Here is a 20,454-nt window from a genome sequence, read left to right as displayed (position 1 = left end):
ATACTAAATACTTGAAACTGATCCGAATGTATTCTTCAGCAAAAATGCAATAAAAAAGTATTAAAAACAAATTATCTGCCAAAAGCGATTGCAAGAAAAAGTGAATGCAAGAAACTCTGTTACCTATTTATTAAAACCCGTATAAAACCTAAAATTCTTTGTATGAAGCTTTTTAAAAAATTAAAAGTTACCTAAAAGCCTGCAACTGCTTAAGCCCTAATAAGTATACAGGGCCATAATCTGTAAACAGACTTTACGGTTCTTTTTTTGATGTAATTTAAAAATTCGTCTTTGCTTACAATTACTTAGTCATTACTACTAATCCAACAATCTTGTTTCCAGAATACCAGACTTTAACCTGGAAGGTGTCAGGATTAGCGAATGCATTTTGTACAGAGGTTTCAATATTGCTGGTTGGTTTGTATAAGTACCTCCAGTCACCACCTGCATAGAGCCAAAGAGCTCTTGTATTGGAGGAAGGATAGGGCTTCAGTTCAAGCCAGTATTCTGTTGCTATGCCATTCTTTACAGCTGTTGTAGATACTGATTTTTGCGATAAGGCTGGGGCTGTTGTCTGCTGACTGCCTGAGCTCAGACTTATTCCCATATCTTGAGAAGATGCAGCACTCAAGACTGCTGGAACCGCTGCAAGGATTAAACACATCGCTAAACCTGCTATTATAAGCCTATTTTTTAACATCTTTTACACCTCAAACTATTTAATATTTTGTTGTTTTTCACACACATCTTGCTAAAATGCATATTTTTTCTCGAGAATGTGCACGTATCAAAAAAGATTTTAAAAATAAACCCCGAGAAATATGTAAAGTATTTTCAATACATACCAATGTTATATTTATAGTCCACATATATGATACTTTTGATAGTGTTCCCAAATTTATGCGGGCGCGTGTTAGTATCAAGTATATGAGAGTTTATTAAAACTGACAATTTCAGATAGCTCAATTCTTCCACTTCTGTTTTTATAATTTAACTGTATATTTCATATTCGGTAATATTTTAGGCAAGTATATTTCACATAAAGTCGACGTATCAACAGGATTAGTATCATCAGGGGACTCTATTACTGTAAACAGGATCAAAACAGTTAAAAATATATAAAAATAGGAGAATGTCCTGAAAAAAAAGTCCAAGTAGTAAAGTGTACTGCGACCAGTAAACTGAAGTTTTACGTGGACTACACAGTAAAATAAAAAATAAAATCATAGATTTTTCGCGTACTATTCGGACACAGCTGAAAGGGCTATCCAGAATGTTCTGCCTTTCCTGAAGTGTCTGTAAATAACTCTAGATACCACAAAAATAACTCTAGATACCACATAAATAAATAGTATTAAATAGTAAAACGAGTGCAGTTAAATATATATTGAATAAGAAATAAAATATAGACGCTCATGCAAAAAAGGATTATATATGGAATTGATATTGCCCGGGGCTCTCCAAGGGCAAGAGAACTTCCCAGGTATGCACTTGCTATCCTTAAGGATGGGGAAATTTTCCATCAAAGTATGCTCCGTCGCCAGAAAATTTTTAATATGATTCAGAGGGAAAAGCCGGAGATAATAGCTGTTGACAATATTTTTGAGCTTGCAGCCGACAGACGCGAGCTCCTTTCTTTTATGGAAAAGCTGCCTGAGGGCGTTAAACTTGTTCAGGTTACAGGTGGGCTGCATCCTGAACCACTTGTAAGGCTTGCACGGAAACACGGTTTCTCTTTTAATCCCGAAAACCCGAGTGATGAAGCCGAAACATGTGCTCGTCTTGCAGATATGGGAGTTGGGCACGAGGTTTCCCTTTTTGAAGATATTACGAAAATTAAAGTTAGTAGAGCCCGTTCCCTGGGAAGGGGAGGCTGGAGCCAGAACCGATACCGTAGGAAGGTACATGGAGCTGTGCTGCAAAGGAGCAGGGAGATTGAGAGTGCCCTGAAAGACCTTTCTCAAGAAAAAGGCATTAGGTTCGAAACCGTAAACGTAAAAGGTTTCGGAGGCTATGTCAGATCTGAATTCACTGTCTATGCAAAACGTGGAGAGATACCGATACATCCAATGGCAAGTAACGATGCTCAGGTAAGCGTAAGAAGTGTTGAACGCGATAGAATCCGATACGTCCCCCTCAAAACGAAGCACCAGAGACGTAAGTTTACAATCGTGGGAATCGATCCAGGAACAACCGTTGGAATAGCGATTCTCTCTCTTGACGGAGAGCTTCTTTACTTGAAAAGTTCCAGGGGAATGGCTCCTGATGAAGTTGTTAAACTCATTGCCGAATACGGAAAACCTGCGGTTGTTGCCAGTGATGTAACTCCAATGCCGGGTTCAGTTGAGAAAATCCGAAGAAGTTTCAATGCCGTACCTGCAAGTCCTGGTATTGAGGTTTCTGCTGAGGAAAAAATAGCGCTTGGAAGGACTTTTGGTTACTCTAATGACCACGAAAGGGATGCACTGACTGCTGCCCTTCTCACCTACAGGAGTTATAAAAACATATTTTCCAGGATTGAAAAGAAAGCTCCTCAAAATGCAGATCTTGAGCTGATAAAGTTCTATGTTATCCGTGGAGCTTCGATAGAAGCAGCAATTGAAAAAGCCCGAGCATCAGGTGAGCCTGAAAAACCAAAGCCAAAAGAACATGCCGAAAAGCCGGAGGGCAGGGCAGTTGATGAATCTCTCCTGAAAATGAGGGAAACTGTCCAGCGGCAGAGCGAGCAGATTCAGAACCTTCAGGAATATCTTGAGGAATTAAAAAAAGAACTGATTGCAAAAGATCGGAAAATCTCAAAGCTTGAATCAAGGTTAAACAGCTTCAAAAAGGAAGCTTACAGCGAAATTCGGAAATCAAAAGAAATCAAGATCAGGGACGAAACCATTGCAAACCTGAAGAAAGAGGTCAGTCATAAAAGCAAAACCGTAAAGGAACTGCGGCGTAGAAGCAACAAGCTGCGTAAAATCCAGAAGATGGAGGTCCGCGGCGAAGGTACAGCTGTCAAAGTTATTGCTGCGTTTACGAAGGAATCCATTTCCGAAGCAAAGGAAAAATACGGGCTTAAGATAGGTGATGTAGTTTTCCTTGAAAACCCAAGCGGAGGCGGAACTGCAACCGCTCAGATCCTTGTAGAAGCCGGAATTCGTGCCGTAATCATCCCTGAGGATATTTCGCACGCAGCCGAGGAAACCTTCTTTAAGGGCGATGTGCCGGTCTTAAAGAATATTCCGCTTGAGAGGGCTGAAGACTTTGCAATGGCCGAACCAGAAACCCTTAAAGCCGCAATCGCAGACTGGGAAACAGAAGCCGATGCAAGACGCCACAAAGCCAAACAGGACGAATTGCAGAGCCTCTTTGAAGAATATAGGAGTGAAAGGCGCAGAGGTCTGGTTTAAGAAGAGTTCATTTTAACAATTTTGTGTCTGCCTCTATCTTGCTTCCGTAAAACTTGCCTCTCCCTAGACGGAGCTTGGGAAGCACCTCTTTTTTAAGCAATAAATTCAATCTGAATCAACATGTCAGATCCTGTAACAGAACCTATTAAAGAACCTGCGAGTACTCCAATTAAAGAGCATTTCCAGCTCAAGGAAACCATAGTTACTATTGCAGCCGATAACCAGGCTCATATCGAAGTTGCAAAAGAAGCAATTCGCATCCACAGGGCAGCCCTTGAGACTTATATTCTTTCCGATCCTTATTTTCAGCTTACTCTCGAACCCTACGAATGCCCTGAAAATGCCCCTGAGGTTGTAAGAAGGATGGTAAAAGCAGGAAATACTATGGGTATAGGGCCAATGAGTGCGGTTGCAGGCACAATTTCGGCTCTTGCGGTGGAAGCAATGGTTAAAGCAGGAGCAAAATATGCTATTGTCGACAACGGCGGAGATATTGCACTCATCAATGACAGGCCTGTTGTGGTTGGAATCTATGCAGGACAGTCTCCTATCAAAAACCTGGGGCTGGTGTTCGAACCTAGAGACTCGATTACAGGCATATGTACTTCAGCAGGGACAGTTGGCCCTTCAATCAGTTTTGGGATGGCGGATGCAGCAGTAGTATTCTCGGACGACGTTTCCCTGGCAGATGCAGCTGCAACGGCTCTTGGAAATGAGGTAGACATAGGAAAGGAATCTGTGGAAGCTTCTTTCAAAACCGTAAAGGAAATTCCAAAAATAAAAGGGGCACTTGTAATCCAGGGAGTATATATTGGTATGTGGGGACAGGTGCCAAGGATTACGAGGGCAGATGTCAGGTATGAGTATATAACTAAAGCATGATTATCCGATACCTCACCTTACATGATTATCTGATATTCTCCTTACATGATTATCTGATATTCTCCTTACATGATTATCTGATATTCTCCTTACATGATTATCTGATATTCTCCTTACATGATTATCTGGTATTCTCTTTACATGATTATCTGGTATTCTCCTTACATGATTATCTGGTATTCTCCTTACATGATTATCTGGTGCTATCCTGATAATTAGCTGGTTTTATGTTTAAGAATTATGTCTTTTTATGAAATTATGAAATATTGATAAACGTTGTCACAACTGCTTGAAATCTTCAGAAGAATTGGCAGCTCGGAAAAATTATTAAAGTTATAAAATTAATAAGGTAACAATTTATCGTTAGTGTTTTTGTTTCGTAACATCGTTACCTGATATGTTACCTGATATATTACCTGATATCAGTTACAGTTTAGATTAATGATGTTACAACTACTTCCGTAACTCGATTTTGAACTAAGTCAGCTATCCTGAAAACATAAATTAGATGACTTGAAAATTGCTATAACCGCAGGGAAGAAGATACATTTCCAAGAAAATTCTGATCTTGACAGGCGATTGCGCTGAGGATTATGAGGTGAAGGTACCACAACAGTCGCTCCAGATGCTGGGCTACCAGGTGGATAATAACGGCACCCAACAAAAAAACTGGGAATATGCTGCAACTGGTCGTACACGACTTCACCACGCTCAATACCTATATTGAGCTTCCAGGGCATCGCATTCCGGTAGATGTTTCCATGTCTGATGTAAAAGCGAAGGATTATGCAGGTCTGGTAGTTCCGGGTGGTAGAGCCCCTGAATATATCCGTCTGTATGATGAAACTATTAAACTCGTACAGGATTTCTTTGCGGCTGGCAAGCCTGTAGCAGTTATCTGCCATGGACTGCAGCTTTTGGCAGCGGCTAAAGTCCTGGAAGGCTATAAGGTAACATCATACCCGGCATGTGCTCCAGAATGCCGATTGGCTGGCGCTGATTGGCAGTCCGAATCGGTAATTATAGACAAAAATCTGGTAACAGCTCAAGCCTGGCCCAATTACCCAGCTTGGTTAAGAGCTTTTGTAGAACTGCTCGGTGCAAGTATAAGCATCTAAAGCATCTAAGTAAAGGAAGTATCATTTGGTTTAAGACGGTTAATAATGTTTCTTCGGCTAATATAATTCACTAATCTAGAGGAACTGCCACCTAAAAATAATGTAGTAAAAAGTCCCAAAAAAAACATATTCATCGCCCAGAGTCTTTCTTTCACCGAGCGAACGCTCGGAACAGCCCAAAAAAGTAAAAAAGCAAAAAAGGTATCCTCTTCAAATTGTATGGGTAAAAGTAAATTTCATGTATTTGCTGAAAATTTAAGAATTTAACCAAGTATGAGAAACAACTTCAAGCGATGCACACAACTTTGCAAATATTTAATAAGATTGTTGTGCATTTATCAAGTTGGAAAATTCTCCATTGAATTTGAAGAGGATACATTCTTTCGACTTCTTTTCTGAAAGGCCGCTCTCCTGCGTCGAGCGTGACAAATTCGGATTAAGACGGCTAATAATGTTGCTCTAGCTCAATTAATTTCACTTTTTTAAGAATACTGCCTTATAAAAATCAAAGTTGCTCTAGCGAATCCCGTTGCAAATTCGACGATATAACAGGTAAAATACTAAGAAGCAAAATTTCAAAATGTGAGGAAAAAATAGGCATACTTTCATTCAGCCTTCAAGAAATTAGTGTTTTTCAAGGCTTTTGAGATGTCCGTTTTCGGCGATTTGAAGACCCTTAGTTGAGAATTAACCCAAAGCTCAAGTGCTATCCTGCTTAGTATAGCTACTAAAAAAAACAGAAGAAACTGAAATCTTTGCAGCTTATGTGTTATTGTGTAATGAGAATGATATTATGTAATGAGAGTAACAACTGCTTTTTATAGAAACTGTCACGGAATGCAATCCCAGAAAATTTACTAAAATATTAGAGTTAACTGTGTACAATGGTGTATATACAATTCGTTAAACAAATATGCATTTTGAAATTGAGTTTCTGAGTTGAGGTTTTTTCAGGAAAATGCACTTACCAGAAAAAAGAAATCGATGAAAATGCATGGCACTTATATATAGAAGAGAAAAATATATTAACGATTAATTTTCAAGTTTTATAGAAAACATTAGTATACTCCAGTTTTTAGAGTGAGACTTCCTTTATTGCAAATTGCCTCCCAATTTACGAAACCTCTATACATTTACAAGCCTGCAGGCAGCCGGTCAAGGTGCATAATATGGAAAACAATCTACTCAATCTGATATTTCTCTCTGAAAAAAGGAAGAATGTGCTGCTTCTTCTGCTTGAAGGGCCAAAGGATATTGAAACAATTAAAAAAACCCTTAATGCCAGTGCAACCGCAGTCCAGCCCCAGGTAAAAAAGCTCAAAGAGCAGCACCTGGTAGTCCAGGAAAAAAACTTCTATAAACTGAGCGAGATAGGCAGAGTTGTGGTTGAGAAAATGAAGCCTCTTGTGGACACAATTACCGTTCTCGAAGAAAATGCGAATTACTGGGCAGAAAGGGAAGTAAACGAGGTTCCACCTTTTCTCCTGCGAAGAATTAGTGAACTTGGGCACTGCGCTATAATTGAGCCTCAGATAGATTATATGTTTGAGCTAATTCCGGAGTACGTCAAAAACGCCCGGATGGCAAAAGAGCTGAAAGCTACGATTTCATATTTCCACCCTCTTTTCCCCTCATTTTTCCTAGAGATTGCCGAAAAAGGAATCATGATATCGCTTGTATTCCCCGAGTCCGTCCTGAAAAGATGGGTCGAAGATTACAGGGAACAGACCGAACAATACCTTAAAAAAGAAAATGCTAAGCTTTTTGTCTGTACGGACTGCGAAAAGATACCTGCTGTCGTAGCAGCGGATAATTTCATGGCAATGGCCCTTTTCCCGAAAAGCACGGTCTTTGACCGAAAATATGTGATCTGCTTTGAGCCAGGAGCTCTGGTCTGGGGAAAAGAACTCTATGATTATTATGAACAGCGCTCCAAACAGATTAAGAACATAGACAATTACACTTACGCATAATATAGACAATTACACTTACGCATAATATAGACAATTACACTTACGCATAATATAGACAATTACACTTACGCATAATATAGACAATTACACTTACGCATAATATAGACAATTACACTTACGCATAATATAGACAATTACACTTACGCATAATATAGACAATTACACTTACGCATAATATAGACAATTACACTTACGCATAATATAGACAATTACACTTACGCATAATATAGACAATTACACTTACCGCATAATGAGGCAAAAGGATTCAGAGAGGAATAGTTCACGATTTATATACCTCATCAGGCTCAAAGACCTTTTCTCCCACAACCTCTCCTTCAAGGTTTCGATAAAAACAGGATCTGTATCCCATATGGCAGGCTCCACCAACCTGTTCCACGAGCAGGAGAAGAGAGTCCATATCACAGTCGACCCTTATTTCTTTCACTTTCTGTATATGCCCCGAAGTCTCTCCTTTTTTCCATAACTGCTGCCTGCTCCGACTCCAGAAGTGTGTAATTCCGGTCTCTACAGTCTTCTCAAGGGCTTCCCGATTCATATAGGCGCACATCAGCACCTCCCTGCTAAGCTGGTCCTGAACTACGGCAAGGATAAGACCCTTTTCGGATTTCAAAGCATCAAAATCAATCATGAGGGATAAATTACAAAACAAGTATAAAAAAGAGAGGGCCTTAACTTAAGGGAAGCACAATAGAGACGAAATTGAACATGGATCTTTTTTCAGGGTTTGATTCCGAGTACATCCTCAACGTACGCTCTGAGAATTTCCGCAACGCTCCAGGCCTGAGCAATGCAGCCTCCTGGAGTGTAAGGATAATCCCCATCAAATACTTCGGAAATTGTGCCTATGCCTGCAGTTTCAAGGTGCGTATCAAAACCCATCAGAAGAGCCCGCATATCCTCAAGACTCTCTTTAGAATAGTTGTGAACCTTCCGGTAAGCTTTCACATACGCGCCAAGGAGCCAGGGCCAGACTGTCCCGTTATGATAGGCGGCATCTCTGGCTGCCGCATCACCTTGATATCGTCCTTTATAAACAGGATGGTCACTTGAAAGAGTTCTAAGCCCAAAGGGGGTCAGGAGATCTTTTTCAACTCTGTCAACTATTGCTTTTTCTTTTTTTGGTGAAAGACTAGTATAAGGCAGGGCTACTGCGAAGATTTGATTGGGACGGATTGCAGGGTCTTTAACCTCATTTCCTGCTTTGTCCTTAGACACAAGGTCAAATAGGCAATTTGTCTCCGGATTCCAGAAAACACTCTCAAAATTTGAAGCCACTCCAGCTGCAAGAGTTTCATATGAAGAAATGTTTTTTCCTAACTGAGTGCCCAGATTGGAGGCTGTTTTAAGGGCATTATACCAAAGAGCATTAATTTCACAGGCTTTACCTGCTCTTGGGGTCACTGCTTTTTCCCCGATTTTAGCGTCCATCCAGGTTAACTGAGGACCCTGTCGGATAAGATAATCGGAGTCCATGCCGATCCCAAAGTCCGTACCTTTACGGTAATTCTCTATGATACTCTCCACTGTGTCCCAGACATCCGAGAGGAAAAGAAAGTCTTTCGTATATGCGAAATATCGGCCCACAGTGTGAATAAACCAGAGAGAAGCGTCCACAGTGTTATAAATTGGTTCTCCACCAAGTGCCAGGAAAGCGTTCGGGATCAGGCCTTTATTACAATTTTTAGAAAAGTTTTTGAGAATGAATTTTGCTTCCTCAAAACGACGGGGAATTAAAAGCAGGCCAGGCATAGAGATCATAGTGTCCCGCCCCCAGTCAGAAAACCAGTGATATCCTGCAATTACTGTACTTTCACCTGAAGAAGGATTCTTCACTATAAAAGGATCCGTTGCCCTGAGAAGCTTAAGAGCAAAGGGTTCGGTAAGTCTTGAATTGAAGGCGAGAAGATTTTGTCGGTAGGTTTCCCTTGTATAGAATTCCTCGACCTGTTCGAGCGTCAGAGAAGAAATATCTTCGGTTGAAGCGGCAATGAAAAAATGGGAGGTACCCAGTTTGAGTTTGCTTTCAAAGTAGCCCGGATTGAAATTATCTTCCTGGAAGTTGAGTCCCCTTTGCTTCTCAGTATCATACTCAAAATTATAGTACCATTTGGGATCGGAATGATACTGAAGATTGGATGAAAGCAAGAAAGTAAAACCATTGGAGCTTTCTAATTTTACTCCTGAAGGATTGGCTTTCTGAGTAAAGGAAAGTTCTCCTGAGCGAACAGTATGATGGAAATTTCTGGAATTTACCAGCGGAGAGATTCTTAGCAGAGCTCCTTCTCTCCTAGATCTGATGTCATAGAGAATGCAGGTTGTGTTGCTGTTGTGAATCATGAAGACCTTTTTCTTTATGGTAAAATCACCGGGCTGGTAAACCCAGAGAGGAAAAGGAACAAGGATGAATTTGGAGAGGTAACTGAAGCCTGAAGGAAAAACAGTATCAGGGTACTTATGGGTTGAAAGCCGATAAACTTCCTTGTTAATCGAAATTTCCTCATCAAGGGAAGAAAGCAATACAAATCTTCCTTGAGAATTTTCTGGAACTGCCACAAGCAATCCATGATAAGTCCTTGTGCCTGCTCCTATTACTGTAGATGAGGCATATCCCCCAAGTCCGTTTCCTACGATCCACTCTTTCTTTATTCCTTCCTCGTATGTGGAAAAGGAATCTACTCCAAACCTGATTCCACTCATAATATATCTGGTTAGGACTTGATTTCTTAAATATTTGTATCTCCGGAACTAAGAAGTGAGAAAATTTAAGAAAGTAAAAGAAGCAAAGAGAGTAAAAAACCAGTATATAATAAAAAGTAGTAAGTTAGAAAATTTTAGATGTGATCATAAACTATTTTAGCTGTGCAGGATATAAGAAAGTGAGAATCATGAAGCAAGACCTTTTAGAAATCCTTGTTGATATTTTCAAATCCTCTGGATACAATGCCACAATATCCAGCCAGTATGACATTTTTGTGGAGAAAAGCAGGCATAAAGCTTATGTCAAATGTGCCTTGCAGCCGGGTCGTGAGGAAATAAAAGCCTTTTCAGAAAAGATCGGGAACTGTACAGGAATCTATGTAATGACCCAGAAAGGGCCTGAAGAATTAATCGATTATGCAGCTGAATTTGGGATCCATGTTTGGAACAGGGATGAACTGGCTCTTCAAATTGGAAGATCGGTTCTTGTAAATATGGAACAGAAATCAAATATTTCGGATTCTGAACCGGAAAAGCAAACATCAAATGATACAGGAGACCAGTACGGACAAACAATTTTCGAATTACCTGCCGAAAACTGGAAATTAAAAAAAGACTACAGAGAGAAGTCTCACTTTAAAGAAGAACTCTTGCCTCTTCAGAATCAGCGATTAGAGGCCGAAAAAATTTCGTTTGGTACTCAATCTCTAACAAGGAGTATTGAGAATAAAAAAATATTAAGGAAGCCAGAACAGGTTGAAGTTCCGGAAACTGAAACGTACGAAATGCTGAATATACGGTCTGTAGAACCAAGGATTTCTAAAAATCAGGCTATTATTATTGCAAAACCCTATATATACAACCCTAAGGATGCAGTTTTAAAGTTTGTACCTTTCTGGAAATATATATATAATGTTGAAGCTGAAAAACGCTTCAGGTCAAAAGTCCTAACCATTGCCGGAAAAGGGAAGGGTTTTCTTAATGCTCTAAATAAGTCAAAGGAAGGGATGGAGGTAGAAGGACTTGGCATACCTACAAGGGTTCCTGCCGTGCAGTATGAGTTAAAAAGACCGATTGTGGATAAAAAACAGGCAGAAAAGATTCTTCTGGACTTTATTAAAGAGGAGAATACACGCGAAATACGTTTTAACAATACGGAAGGCCAGGCTGTTATATATGAACACAGGAGTATCGGCCCCAGGTCTGATGAAATACAGCTCGATATGGAGCTTGTGTATATCCCTGTCTGGGAAGTGAAGGGGAAACGTAACTCTCTGGAGATCAATGCTTATAATGCAAAGGTTCTTGAGGAGCCTGTTGATGAAGATGCCGAATTTCTGTGAATAGAGAACCTGAAAGAAGTATTGGAAGAAAAATATATAAAATAGAAGATATATTTTCATATACTGGCAGAATAGCAGGATTTCTTGAAAAAGAATCCAGACCCTATCCTCCCAGACTCCTGTGAAAAAGTCTTTTTCAGGAAAAAGCGCAATTTTACGATAAACATTATATTTGCCCGATGCAAGATTATATAATGTTTGGAAATTATCTTTGAGCTGTAACGGATGGCATCTTATAGGAAATAAAACCTACAAATATTTTATAAGTATAAAAATAAAAAAGAGGTGCGTAAATGATAGAAGTAACAGATAGAGCTGCTGCAGAATTGAAGACACTGATTGAACAGGAAGAGAAACCTGAGCTTGCTCTCAGAATTTTTGTTGCCGGGGTTGCCTGCAGTGGAATTCAGTATGGCTTAGCCTTTGATGATGAAACAAAGGAAGATGATGTGACTATGGAAAGTAACGGGATTAAACTCGTTATGGCAAAAGATATCGAGAGGAACTTCTCCGAGGGCAGTATTGACTTTATTGAGGACGAAAACGGGAAGGGATTCCTCATCCGCAATCCAAATGCCGGCGGTGGATGCGGCACCTGCGGCGGATGCCATTAAGTAAAAAGTAAAATCGCGCTGATATCGAACCCAAACCTGAAAAATAAACGAAAATAAAGGAGAAGCAAGCCTATGTTCCCAGGAATGGGAGGTATGGGAGGCCGGGGGATGAACCCGGCTAAAATGAAACAGATGATGAAACAGATGGGGATTGATGTTAAAGAGCTAAAGGATGTTCAGGAAGTAGTCATAAAGACTGCAGACTCTAATATCATTATAGAGAATGCAAATGTCACTATCATGAAAGTCCAGGGTTCGGAAACATACCAGATCGTAGGTGACGTAAAAGAAGTCCCGAAAGAACTGGAAATTCCCGCTGAAGACATAAAACTCGTAATGGAGCAGACTGGTGTTTCTGAAGATGAAGCCCGGAAAGCCCTGAAAGATTCAAACGGAGATCTGGCAGAAGCCATTGTGGCACTTTCTTCTGCCTGACTTATTTTTTTGTGGATTTTTAGAATTGGAATTAACTATTCCAGAATTTTTAAGCTTATTGCTGATTTTTTATAAATTTTTATGTATATATTGCTCACCAGAATTCCGTCACCCAAGTTCCGCTTCGGGATCACAGAAAATAGTAGATTCTGGGAGTTTCGATGTAATAGCAACAGCACCGTGCCCTTTTCGCTCACTTCCATGTTCGCTCAAGAGGGCTGAATTATGGGCTATAGAAATTGATTTTCAATTTGTTCATGGTCTATTTACCCAAATTTCGTTTTAGATCTCTCAGCAATAGTAGTCATAATTTTTTTAAAAAACTTGCCCACAAATATTTTCAAAAAAGGTTTGATGAAAAACGACGTGGTTAGCGTGATCAAACGGCAAAACAGTTTTGGAGGTTTGCTCGAGAGTTTTTACCCTCGAGCGACGTTTGGTAAGGTATTACATGGTTTTTTACGTGGTTTTTTACATGGTTTTTACATGGTTTTTTACATGATTTTTTACATGATTTATAGAGGTTTATCCATGACATGTTTTTGGAGGTTTGCTCGAGAGTATCTGCCCTCGAGCTATATTTGATAGATATTGAAAACCGGGTTGTGTTTTTTAAATTTTAAATTTTATTTTTAAGGCTGCCAATTCTCATTCTTCGTCAATTGCACTGACGTACCTAGGAAACAGGAGCATATAATTTTCCTGATAAGATTTCCCATCTTTATTAATATCAAGAGTCCATATTAGTTCTGGTGTTCTTGCTATTGATTTTGTTTGAATCGTCTAATTCCTCCGACCTCAGTTTCATTTTAGAATTTGATCTTTGTCAATTTTGGTGCACGTCTCCCGGGAGTGTTCATTCCCGGGACGAACACCAGCTTATTGCATGTCTGTTTGCTATAGAGGATTGAATTTCCCATCTATAACTAAACTCGAAAACTAAGTAAGGATATGGATTTGGGTAATGGATCTTAGCTTCAGAGATAATGTAAATATAAAAATAAGGGAATACGCATCAGATAGAATTTATTAGATAGAAATTATTAGATAGAAATTATTAGATAAAATTTATTAGATAGAATTTATTAGATAGAATTTATTAGATAGAAATTATTAGATAAAATTTATTAGATAGAATTCATTAGAAAACTGTCAGAGACCTGCTAAGTTTTGCCGATTTCGGCAGAAATGAACAAATATAAAGGTTCCTGTCTCAGGGAGGAGAAATCCGAATTTCGTGAAAACTGAGGTATGGACATAACTTGAGTTGTGTTCTCGGTTTTCCCTTCTATTTTTCATCTTATCAGGCATCTATTTTTCATATTTATTCATATATCGAGGTAAATTCATCTATTTTTATTTTCATTTCTTAGATTATTTTTCTAAATTCCTCATAGGTTTAGATCACATTGTAAGTGTTTGTAATAATAAGGTTTTAAAACTTATTAAAAAATTCTATTTTACTCTGACACTAAAAATGGAAGTATTTTATGAGTTTATCAATTCGTACGAAAAAACCATATCACAGTCGGTCATCAATCAAGAAAACTGTTTCAACCCTAACTTTTAGTAATAAATCTCCAATTTTTTGTTTTTTACAGAAAAATAAGGTATAAGTTGCTCTGGATGAAAAGTCCCTTTCTATGGCATTTATCCAGAAAAACGTATGAGGCCCTGCATAAAAAAATATTTTCTAAAGATAAATACCTATTTATAAAAGGGCCTCCAAGTTTGCTTGATGAGTTTTATCCCTTAAATCAAAATACGATCTTTGAACTTAGTCTCTAAATAGCCAATTGAGCTTCTTATCATGAAAGATCAAAACTGAAAATCTTTGATTGTCAGGAATTAAATGGGGTTTAGGGTAGACTCGAAATAGAATACTAATCAAGGTGTCAGTATGTCCGAAAGGAATTCCAATTCTTGTCCTCTAGAAAAGGAAGGCGGTTCTGAGCAGCCGCATGAGAATACTCAAAAAAATGGACTTTTCAATTTTCTCCGTCGTCTTCACGCTCATTATCATGGTCACTCCTGTACCCATTCACAGGCCCATTCTCATGAACACCCTCACGGGCACAGCCACACTCATGGGACTGTTGACCCTTCCATACTTGCTACTAACAAAGGGCTCTGGGCAGTAAAATGGTCATTTATCGGGTTGATGATCACAGCCGTTCTGCAGATTTTCATTGTTTTTATCTCGGGAAGTGTTTCCCTTCTTGCCGATACCATCCACAACTTCGGAGATGCTTCAACTGCAATTCCTCTTGCAATAGCTTTTTCCCTGGCCAGAAGAAAACCAAGCAAACGATTTTCCTACGGATATGGCAGGGTAGAGGACCTTGCAGGCATAATAGTTGTTCTCCTTATTTTTTTCAGTGCTGCTGTTGCGGGTTATGAGTCTGTGAACCGTTTTTTAAACCCTCAGCCAGTAGAACATTTGCAGGCTGTAGTTATTGCTGCAATTATAGGCTGTATCGGAAATGAGATTGTAGCCCAGTTCAGGATGAAAGTTGGAAAGGAAATAGGGAGTGCAGCCCTTATTGCAGATGGATACCATGCCCGAATAGATGGTATTACCAGCCTTGCAGTCCTTATCGGAGCCATCGGCATCTGGCTTGGATATCCTATCATTGACCCTCTCATTGGAATGTTAATCACAATCAGTATCCTCAAAATAGTCCTTGATTCGAGCAAGCTTGTGTTTACCCGCCTTCTTGACGGCGTTGAGCCTGAAATCATAGATAAAGTAAAAAACATTACTGAAAGTGTAGATGGGGTCTGTGAAGTCACGGACCTTAGAGTCCGCTGGATAGGACACCGGCTCCATGCAGAAATCAATGCTTCAGTTTCTCCTTCTCTTTCGGTTGGAGAAGGACATGAAATCGCCAACGCCATAAGAGAGAAACTTCTTGAAAACTTCTCTTATCTTTCCGGCACCACTATCCATGTGGACCCTCTCACAGCCTCAGGGGAGTGCTGCCACTACGGATCTGAGAATCCGGAAATACTGCCTGGTAAACAAAAGCAGGTTTTGAATACCTGTTCCAGTGAGGTCCTATGAAATTTTAGGTTTGGTTGACACTTTATTGTAAAAACATTATATTTTTAAGAGGCTGTCTTAATTTCAGCATAAGGTTCCGGTGAACTTGCCGGAACCTTCAGCTATTTTCAAGTAAAAAACGCAGTAATTTTTCCACAAAACAACCAAATACATTCTAACCTAATCGCAAAATACAGTAATTGTCAGGAAATTACCATATGAGCCTATTCCAGAATTCACAACTGCTTCTCCGAATATGGAATTAAGAATAATCAATGAATTTTTGATCATTTTTATATTTTTATGATAGGACTTAAGCGGTTAAATCGAAAAACAGCGGTATGGAACCTTAAATCATACAATCTACAATGCTTGTTACAGAACTGCTCGAACTTTATTTAGCTCGTTTACTGCTTAAGTCCTATCAAGAAAAACTCCAATAACTTTTAGAGTCTCATTGTTTCTGCAATCCGATGCGGAGTATACAAATGGGTCCTTATTAGTATAATATATCTACAGCTTAGTCCATGGTCAGACTTGTCAACAGTTAATAGTCCCAACAATCGTCCCAATCGTCTCCGAACAATCCGTTGTCACAATCGCCTCCAAAACATCCGTTGTCACAATCGCCTCCCCATTCGTTGTCACAATCGCCGCCCTTGAAACTTCCGAACCAGTTATTCTCTACGAAGTCTAAGAATTTGTTGCCCAGCTCTTCTTGAGCTACTTTTTTATCAACCACTTTTTCTTTAGCTGCCCTTTGAATCGGCTTTGCTATGTCTTTAACTTTTTCTTTAGTTACCTCTTCTTTAAGGTTGCTTTTACATTTGTTGTCGCTGACTTTTGAGGTACACGCACTTGCTGATGCAGCAGTTACAGCTACTACAAAAAAGACTGCAAACAAAATAAAGACTGCCTTCTTTATTTTGTTAAATTTTTGGTCTCTCATCTATATCATCTCCATCATTATGCTGGATTCGATACAATTTCACCTTGACTGGTTCTTCAATTCACTGTTTATAGGCAAATATACTTAATTTAAGAATCAATAATCCATATACGTTTCTGGAAGACTATCCAATTAGTAAACTATACTGCTTTATTATTTGCCGATAAAAGTGATTTTTTATTGTATCGCTAGTTAATTATTATCCAGTGGATATAATAATTAGAGAAATATAAATTAGAAACCAATATTAACGAAAATTTGATTTTTTTTATTCGAGATTGTATTAAATAAAAAAGATATTATTATAATTTATATATAAAACTTATTTATAAAATGATAATTTATCTTAAAGCTTATTTGTAACATAATAATTTGGCTTTTTGCAATAAATTTAGATATAAGCTCATTTTCTGGCTTATAGTTACTTTTAAAATCCGGTTTACTATTTTTTATGCGAGTTTCCTCTTAGCTTCGTAATATTTCCGTAGAATCATTTCATTATAAAAATATTCAATAATAATTTTTACAGTCAAAGGTAATGTATTTATATCCAGTTCCAATTACCCGTGTTGAGACATATAATTGTGTATATATATTATATTAGAGAATTAAAGAGTTATATTATATACTTCCCGGCTCTATATCCATTTATATGGCTGATGAGAAGCGGATATGGAGAATCGTTCCGGACACAAGCGTAATTATTGACGGGAGGCTTTCATCCCGCATTAGAAGCGGGGATTTCAGGGGTGCTGAAGTTATTATCCCCGAAGCTGTGGTCTCGGAACTTGAAGCCCAGGCAAATAAAGGCAGAGAAATAGGATTTAAAGGGCTTGAAGAACTTCTGGAACTCCGCAAGCTGGCAGAGAAGAATGAAATTCTCCTTCAGTTCAGCGGGGTTCAGCCCACTCTTGAGGAGATTAAGCTCTCTAAAGAAGGCAGGATAGATGCCCTTATCCGAAGTACGGCTATTGAAGTAGGAGGGCTGTTTTTAAGCGAAGACAGGGTACAGTCTCTTATAGCTAAAGCAAAAGGGCTTGATATCGAGTACATGCATCCTAAAGTCCTGGAACCATCCGAACTTTCGCCTCTTAAAGTAGAACATTTTTTTACTGACGATACGATGTCCGTTCATCTTAAAAATGAAGTATCTCCTATGGCCAAAAAGGGGCCTGTAGGGGATATACATTACGTAAAGATTCGAGATGAACCTGTTACTTCTGCGGAACTTTCCAGTATCTCGAGAGAACTTATTGAAAGGGCCAGGCTGGACCCCGAATCCTTTATCGAGATGTCTTCAAGTGGAGCTACGGTTCTGCAAATCCGGAATATGCGAATTGCAATTGCTCACCCACCTTTTTCCGATGATATGGAAATTACGGTTGTAAGGCCAACTGTGGTTGTGGATCTTGAACACTACAGGCTGAGCGATAAACTCAAAGAGCGGATTGTAAGTCAGCGTGGTATTCTTATTGCCGGCCCGCCCGGAGCCGGAAAGTCTACTTTTGCCGCTGGGGTTGCCCGATACCTTAATGACCGCGGGCAGGTAGTTAAAACTATGGAGTCACCAAGAGACCTCCAGGTGCCTCCTGAAATCACCCAGTACTCACCTTTGAACGGCAGGATGGAAAATACTGCAGACCTTTTGCTTCTGGTCAGGCCGGATTATACAATCTATGATGAGGTACGGAAAACCAGCGATTTCCTGATTTTTGCGGATATGCGGCTTGCGGGCGTGGGAATGATCGGGGTAGTACATGCAACCAGGGCAGTGGACGCAATTCAACGCCTGATCGGAAGGGTTGAACTGGGAGTAATTCCCCAGGTAGTGGATACCGTTATTTTCATTGATAAAGGAGAAGTGGCAAAGGTTCTGGTGCTTGAGTTTACCGTCAAGGTTCCTCATGGGATGACCGAGCAGGATCTTGCAAGACCGGTAATCGTCATTGCCGATTTTGAGACCCGAAAAATCGAATATGAAATCTATACCTATGGAGAACAGGTTGTTGTTATGCCAGTAGGACTTCCTACCGAGCTAAGGAAACCTGCCTGGAAACTTGCGGAAGAGGAAATAAGAAATGTTATTGGCAGGTATGCCTCCGGCCCGGTTGAAGTTGAAGTGACTTCAGACGACAGCGCAATCGTAAAGGTCCGGGAAGATGAAGTACGAAAAGTTATTGGCAAAGGTGGAAATGTCATTGACCGAATCGAAAATGTTCTTGGCCTGCATATTGATGTAAGAGAACTGGAGATCGGAGCCCCAGGAGCTACAAAAGGCCGGAAGTATGGAGCTGAAAGCAGAGCTCCCCGAGGGAAACGAAGGAAAAACAGCTTTGAGGAAGAGCCCAGTGTTTCTTCTGTTCATCCTTTCATAGAAAGAGATAAAAAGCACCTTATTCTTGGAGCACCGGAGCTTGCAGGAAAGGATGTGGAAATTTATCTTGAAGACCAGTATCTTTTCAGTGCAACTGTAAGCCGGCATGGAGATGTGAAACTCAGGGCGAACTCGGATCTCGCATCTGAGATTCTGGAAGCTCAGGATAAAGGAGAAACAATTGAGATCAGAATGATCTAAACTTCCTTTACTTTTTACTTTTATTTATTTTTACTTTTATTTGTTTTTACTTTGATTTGTTTTTACTTTGATTTATTTTTACTTTGATTTATTTTTACTTTGATTTATTTTTACTTTGATTTATTTTTACTTTGATTTATTTTTACTTTGATTTATTTTTACTTTGATTTATTTTTACTTTGATTTATTTTTTACTTTTTTGAACGTATCAAAATAATTAGTAGAATAATTGCACTTTTGTGAAAAAAGAAGGAAATGAGAACATGAGAGATACCCTCATGCATTTTCATGCTAAACGAGCATAAAATTCATTGAATAACATGCACAAAATTAGGAAAGTTATTTCAAGCACCTTCATGCCAAATTACAGGCTTGATAGAGCATTTAAGATGTCAGTTAGATTTACTTTGATTTATTCAGTAAAACCGATCTTCTGCATCATTTCTGGATATCGAAATAAAGCCATTCCTGTTTTCATTTTTCGAAAGTTCAATTTTTCATAAAACGGTTCTTTTCCAGGCGAAGCATATAATATAAAATTACATTGCGGAAGTGAGTTTAAAATATGTTCAACAATTAGACTGCCTATCTTTTTACCCTGATACTCAAGCAGTACTGCTACATCATAAATTGCGGCTTGATATATTCCATCTGAAATTGCACGCCCAAAACCAATTAGTTCCTCGTTATCAAAAACAAATATAACAGTATGGCTATTTTCAAAGCATCTCTTATGCACATCTCCTTCAAAAGATGCCATATTAACTTCTTTTAATATTTCAGATACACGATTCCAGTCAATATTTAAGCAATCATATTGAGTTTTCAGGTCCATTCTACTCCTCAAATAATAGGTATATAGTATAAGTAAATATAAATTATAAATTTTGGGCGTATTTCAAATCCTATTCGTGAATTAGTAGATGGTTGATATTTTGTGTTTGAGTATTTTTGCTCATCCACATCTGTTTTCTAAGCTTACCTGCTTACAGAAAACTGAGCATACACAAAGCAGAAAATTAGAGCGAAAAGCGAATGTGTGAGTACTCTGGAAAATATCAGCTGATTATTGAAGGACTACCGTACTTTTGAATCTCTCTGCTTTATTCCTTTCAAGCTACTTTTCTCTTTTTTACGTTATTTTTCTAGTTTCACTTCCAAGTTTTTATAATTATGTTTTATTTTCCTTTTTTGTTATTCTTCTTTTTTCACATTCAGTTTTCCTATATTATGTTTTATTTTTCCTCTTTTCTGTTATTCTTCTATTTTCGTTCCTTTTTCGTTCTATCCTTTTGTCATTCTTCTTTTCGGGTTCTGACTTTTTGTGTTATTAATCTTAACACCATATGAACTTCAAAAATTTTATATAGTCTCGGGCCTCATTTTGTAGTACAAAATACGGGGGT

15 protein-coding genes are annotated in these 20,454 nt (G+C 38.8%); 10 read left to right on the top strand and 5 right to left on the bottom strand.

Translation table 11 applies throughout. The annotated features are described in order from the left end of the window. Positions 1 to 301: 301 nt before the first annotated feature. Entirely contained in the window at positions 302 to 700 is a 399-nt protein-coding gene (locus tag MSBRM_RS04730; protein ID WP_048119404.1) for a hypothetical protein, read from the bottom strand. A 715-nt stretch (positions 701 to 1,415) separates the two neighbouring features. Here MSBRM_RS04730 and MSBRM_RS04725 point away from each other — a divergent pair. From MSBRM_RS04725 to MSBRM_RS04710, 4 genes are all read left to right on the top strand, one after another. Beyond that, the gene (locus tag MSBRM_RS04725) at positions 1,416 to 3,398 is read left to right on the top strand and encodes a DUF460 domain-containing protein (RefSeq protein WP_048119407.1); all 1,983 of its coding nucleotides are present in this window, start codon (positions 1,416 to 1,418) and stop codon (positions 3,396 to 3,398) included. A gap of 120 nt (positions 3,399 to 3,518) precedes the next feature. Continuing rightward, on the top strand, positions 3,519 to 4,280 hold the full coding sequence (locus MSBRM_RS04720) for a UPF0280 family protein (RefSeq protein ID WP_048119410.1): 762 nt from the start codon (positions 3,519 to 3,521) through the stop codon (positions 4,278 to 4,280). 677 nt (positions 4,281 to 4,957) lie between these two features. Beyond that, positions 4,958 to 5,398: a DJ-1/PfpI family protein gene (locus MSBRM_RS04715; RefSeq protein WP_203225603.1), complete on the top strand. Its 441-nt coding sequence runs from the start codon at positions 4,958 to 4,960 to the stop codon at positions 5,396 to 5,398. A 1,169-nt stretch (positions 5,399 to 6,567) separates the two neighbouring features. Then, positions 6,568 to 7,371 (top strand): helix-turn-helix transcriptional regulator, encoded by an 804-nt coding sequence (locus MSBRM_RS04710; RefSeq protein ID WP_048119413.1) that lies wholly within the window; start codon positions 6,568 to 6,570, stop codon positions 7,369 to 7,371. A 280-nt stretch (positions 7,372 to 7,651) separates the two neighbouring features. Here MSBRM_RS04710 and hisI read toward each other — a convergent pair whose 3' ends face one another. Beyond that, positions 7,652 to 8,020 carry a phosphoribosyl-AMP cyclohydrolase gene (gene hisI, locus MSBRM_RS04705; RefSeq protein WP_048119415.1) on the bottom strand — a complete coding sequence of 123 codons (369 nt, stop codon included), beginning with the start codon at positions 8,018 to 8,020 and terminating at the stop codon, positions 7,652 to 7,654. An 89-nt stretch (positions 8,021 to 8,109) separates the two neighbouring features. After that, complete coding sequence (locus MSBRM_RS04700; protein WP_048119418.1) at positions 8,110 to 10,089, bottom strand: amylo-alpha-1,6-glucosidase; 1,980 nt, start codon at positions 10,087 to 10,089, stop codon at positions 8,110 to 8,112. Between the two features lie 188 nt (positions 10,090 to 10,277). On the opposite strand from MSBRM_RS04700, the gene MSBRM_RS04695 reads away from it, so the two are divergent. The 5 genes from MSBRM_RS04695 (at position 10,278) to MSBRM_RS04680 (ending at position 15,545) form a co-directional block, all read left to right on the top strand. Beyond that, positions 10,278 to 11,432: a hypothetical protein gene (locus MSBRM_RS04695; protein WP_048119421.1), complete on the top strand. Its 1,155-nt coding sequence runs from the start codon at positions 10,278 to 10,280 to the stop codon at positions 11,430 to 11,432. Next, positions 11,429 to 11,557 (top strand): hypothetical protein, encoded by a 129-nt coding sequence (locus tag MSBRM_RS21635; RefSeq protein ID WP_255361921.1) that lies wholly within the window; start codon positions 11,429 to 11,431, stop codon positions 11,555 to 11,557. The genes MSBRM_RS04695 and MSBRM_RS21635 overlap by 4 nt, the downstream gene beginning before the upstream one ends. A 168-nt stretch (positions 11,558 to 11,725) precedes the next feature. After that, a complete protein-coding gene (locus MSBRM_RS04690; RefSeq protein WP_048119424.1) occupies positions 11,726 to 12,046 on the top strand; it encodes a HesB/IscA family protein in 321 nt (106 codons plus the stop codon). Between the two features lie 72 nt (positions 12,047 to 12,118). Beyond that, entirely contained in the window at positions 12,119 to 12,481 is a 363-nt protein-coding gene (locus MSBRM_RS04685) for a nascent polypeptide-associated complex protein (RefSeq protein ID WP_048119427.1), read from the top strand. 1,900 nt (positions 12,482 to 14,381) lie between these two features. Then, the gene (locus MSBRM_RS04680) at positions 14,382 to 15,545 is read left to right on the top strand and encodes a cation diffusion facilitator family transporter (RefSeq protein ID WP_048119429.1); all 1,164 of its coding nucleotides are present in this window, start codon (positions 14,382 to 14,384) and stop codon (positions 15,543 to 15,545) included. Between the two features lie 526 nt (positions 15,546 to 16,071). On the opposite strand, the gene MSBRM_RS04675 is transcribed toward MSBRM_RS04680, so the two are convergent. Then, positions 16,072 to 16,473, bottom strand: coding sequence for a hypothetical protein (locus tag MSBRM_RS04675; protein ID WP_048119432.1), 402 nt, complete (start codon positions 16,471 to 16,473; stop codon positions 16,072 to 16,074). 652 nt (positions 16,474 to 17,125) lie between these two features. On the opposite strand from MSBRM_RS04675, the gene MSBRM_RS04670 reads away from it, so the two are divergent. Next, complete coding sequence (locus MSBRM_RS04670) at positions 17,126 to 19,048, top strand: PINc/VapC family ATPase (protein ID WP_048119435.1); 1,923 nt, start codon at positions 17,126 to 17,128, stop codon at positions 19,046 to 19,048. Between the two features lie 412 nt (positions 19,049 to 19,460). On the opposite strand, the gene MSBRM_RS04665 is transcribed toward MSBRM_RS04670, so the two are convergent. Then, entirely contained in the window at positions 19,461 to 19,883 is a 423-nt protein-coding gene (locus MSBRM_RS04665; RefSeq protein WP_048119438.1) for a GNAT family N-acetyltransferase, read from the bottom strand. Between the last annotated feature and the right edge of the window lie 571 nt (positions 19,884 to 20,454).

The organism is Methanosarcina barkeri MS (assembly GCF_000970025.1).
Taxonomy (GTDB): domain Archaea; phylum Halobacteriota; class Methanosarcinia; order Methanosarcinales; family Methanosarcinaceae; genus Methanosarcina; species Methanosarcina barkeri.
This window is presented reverse-complemented; position numbering and strand designations above follow the sequence as displayed.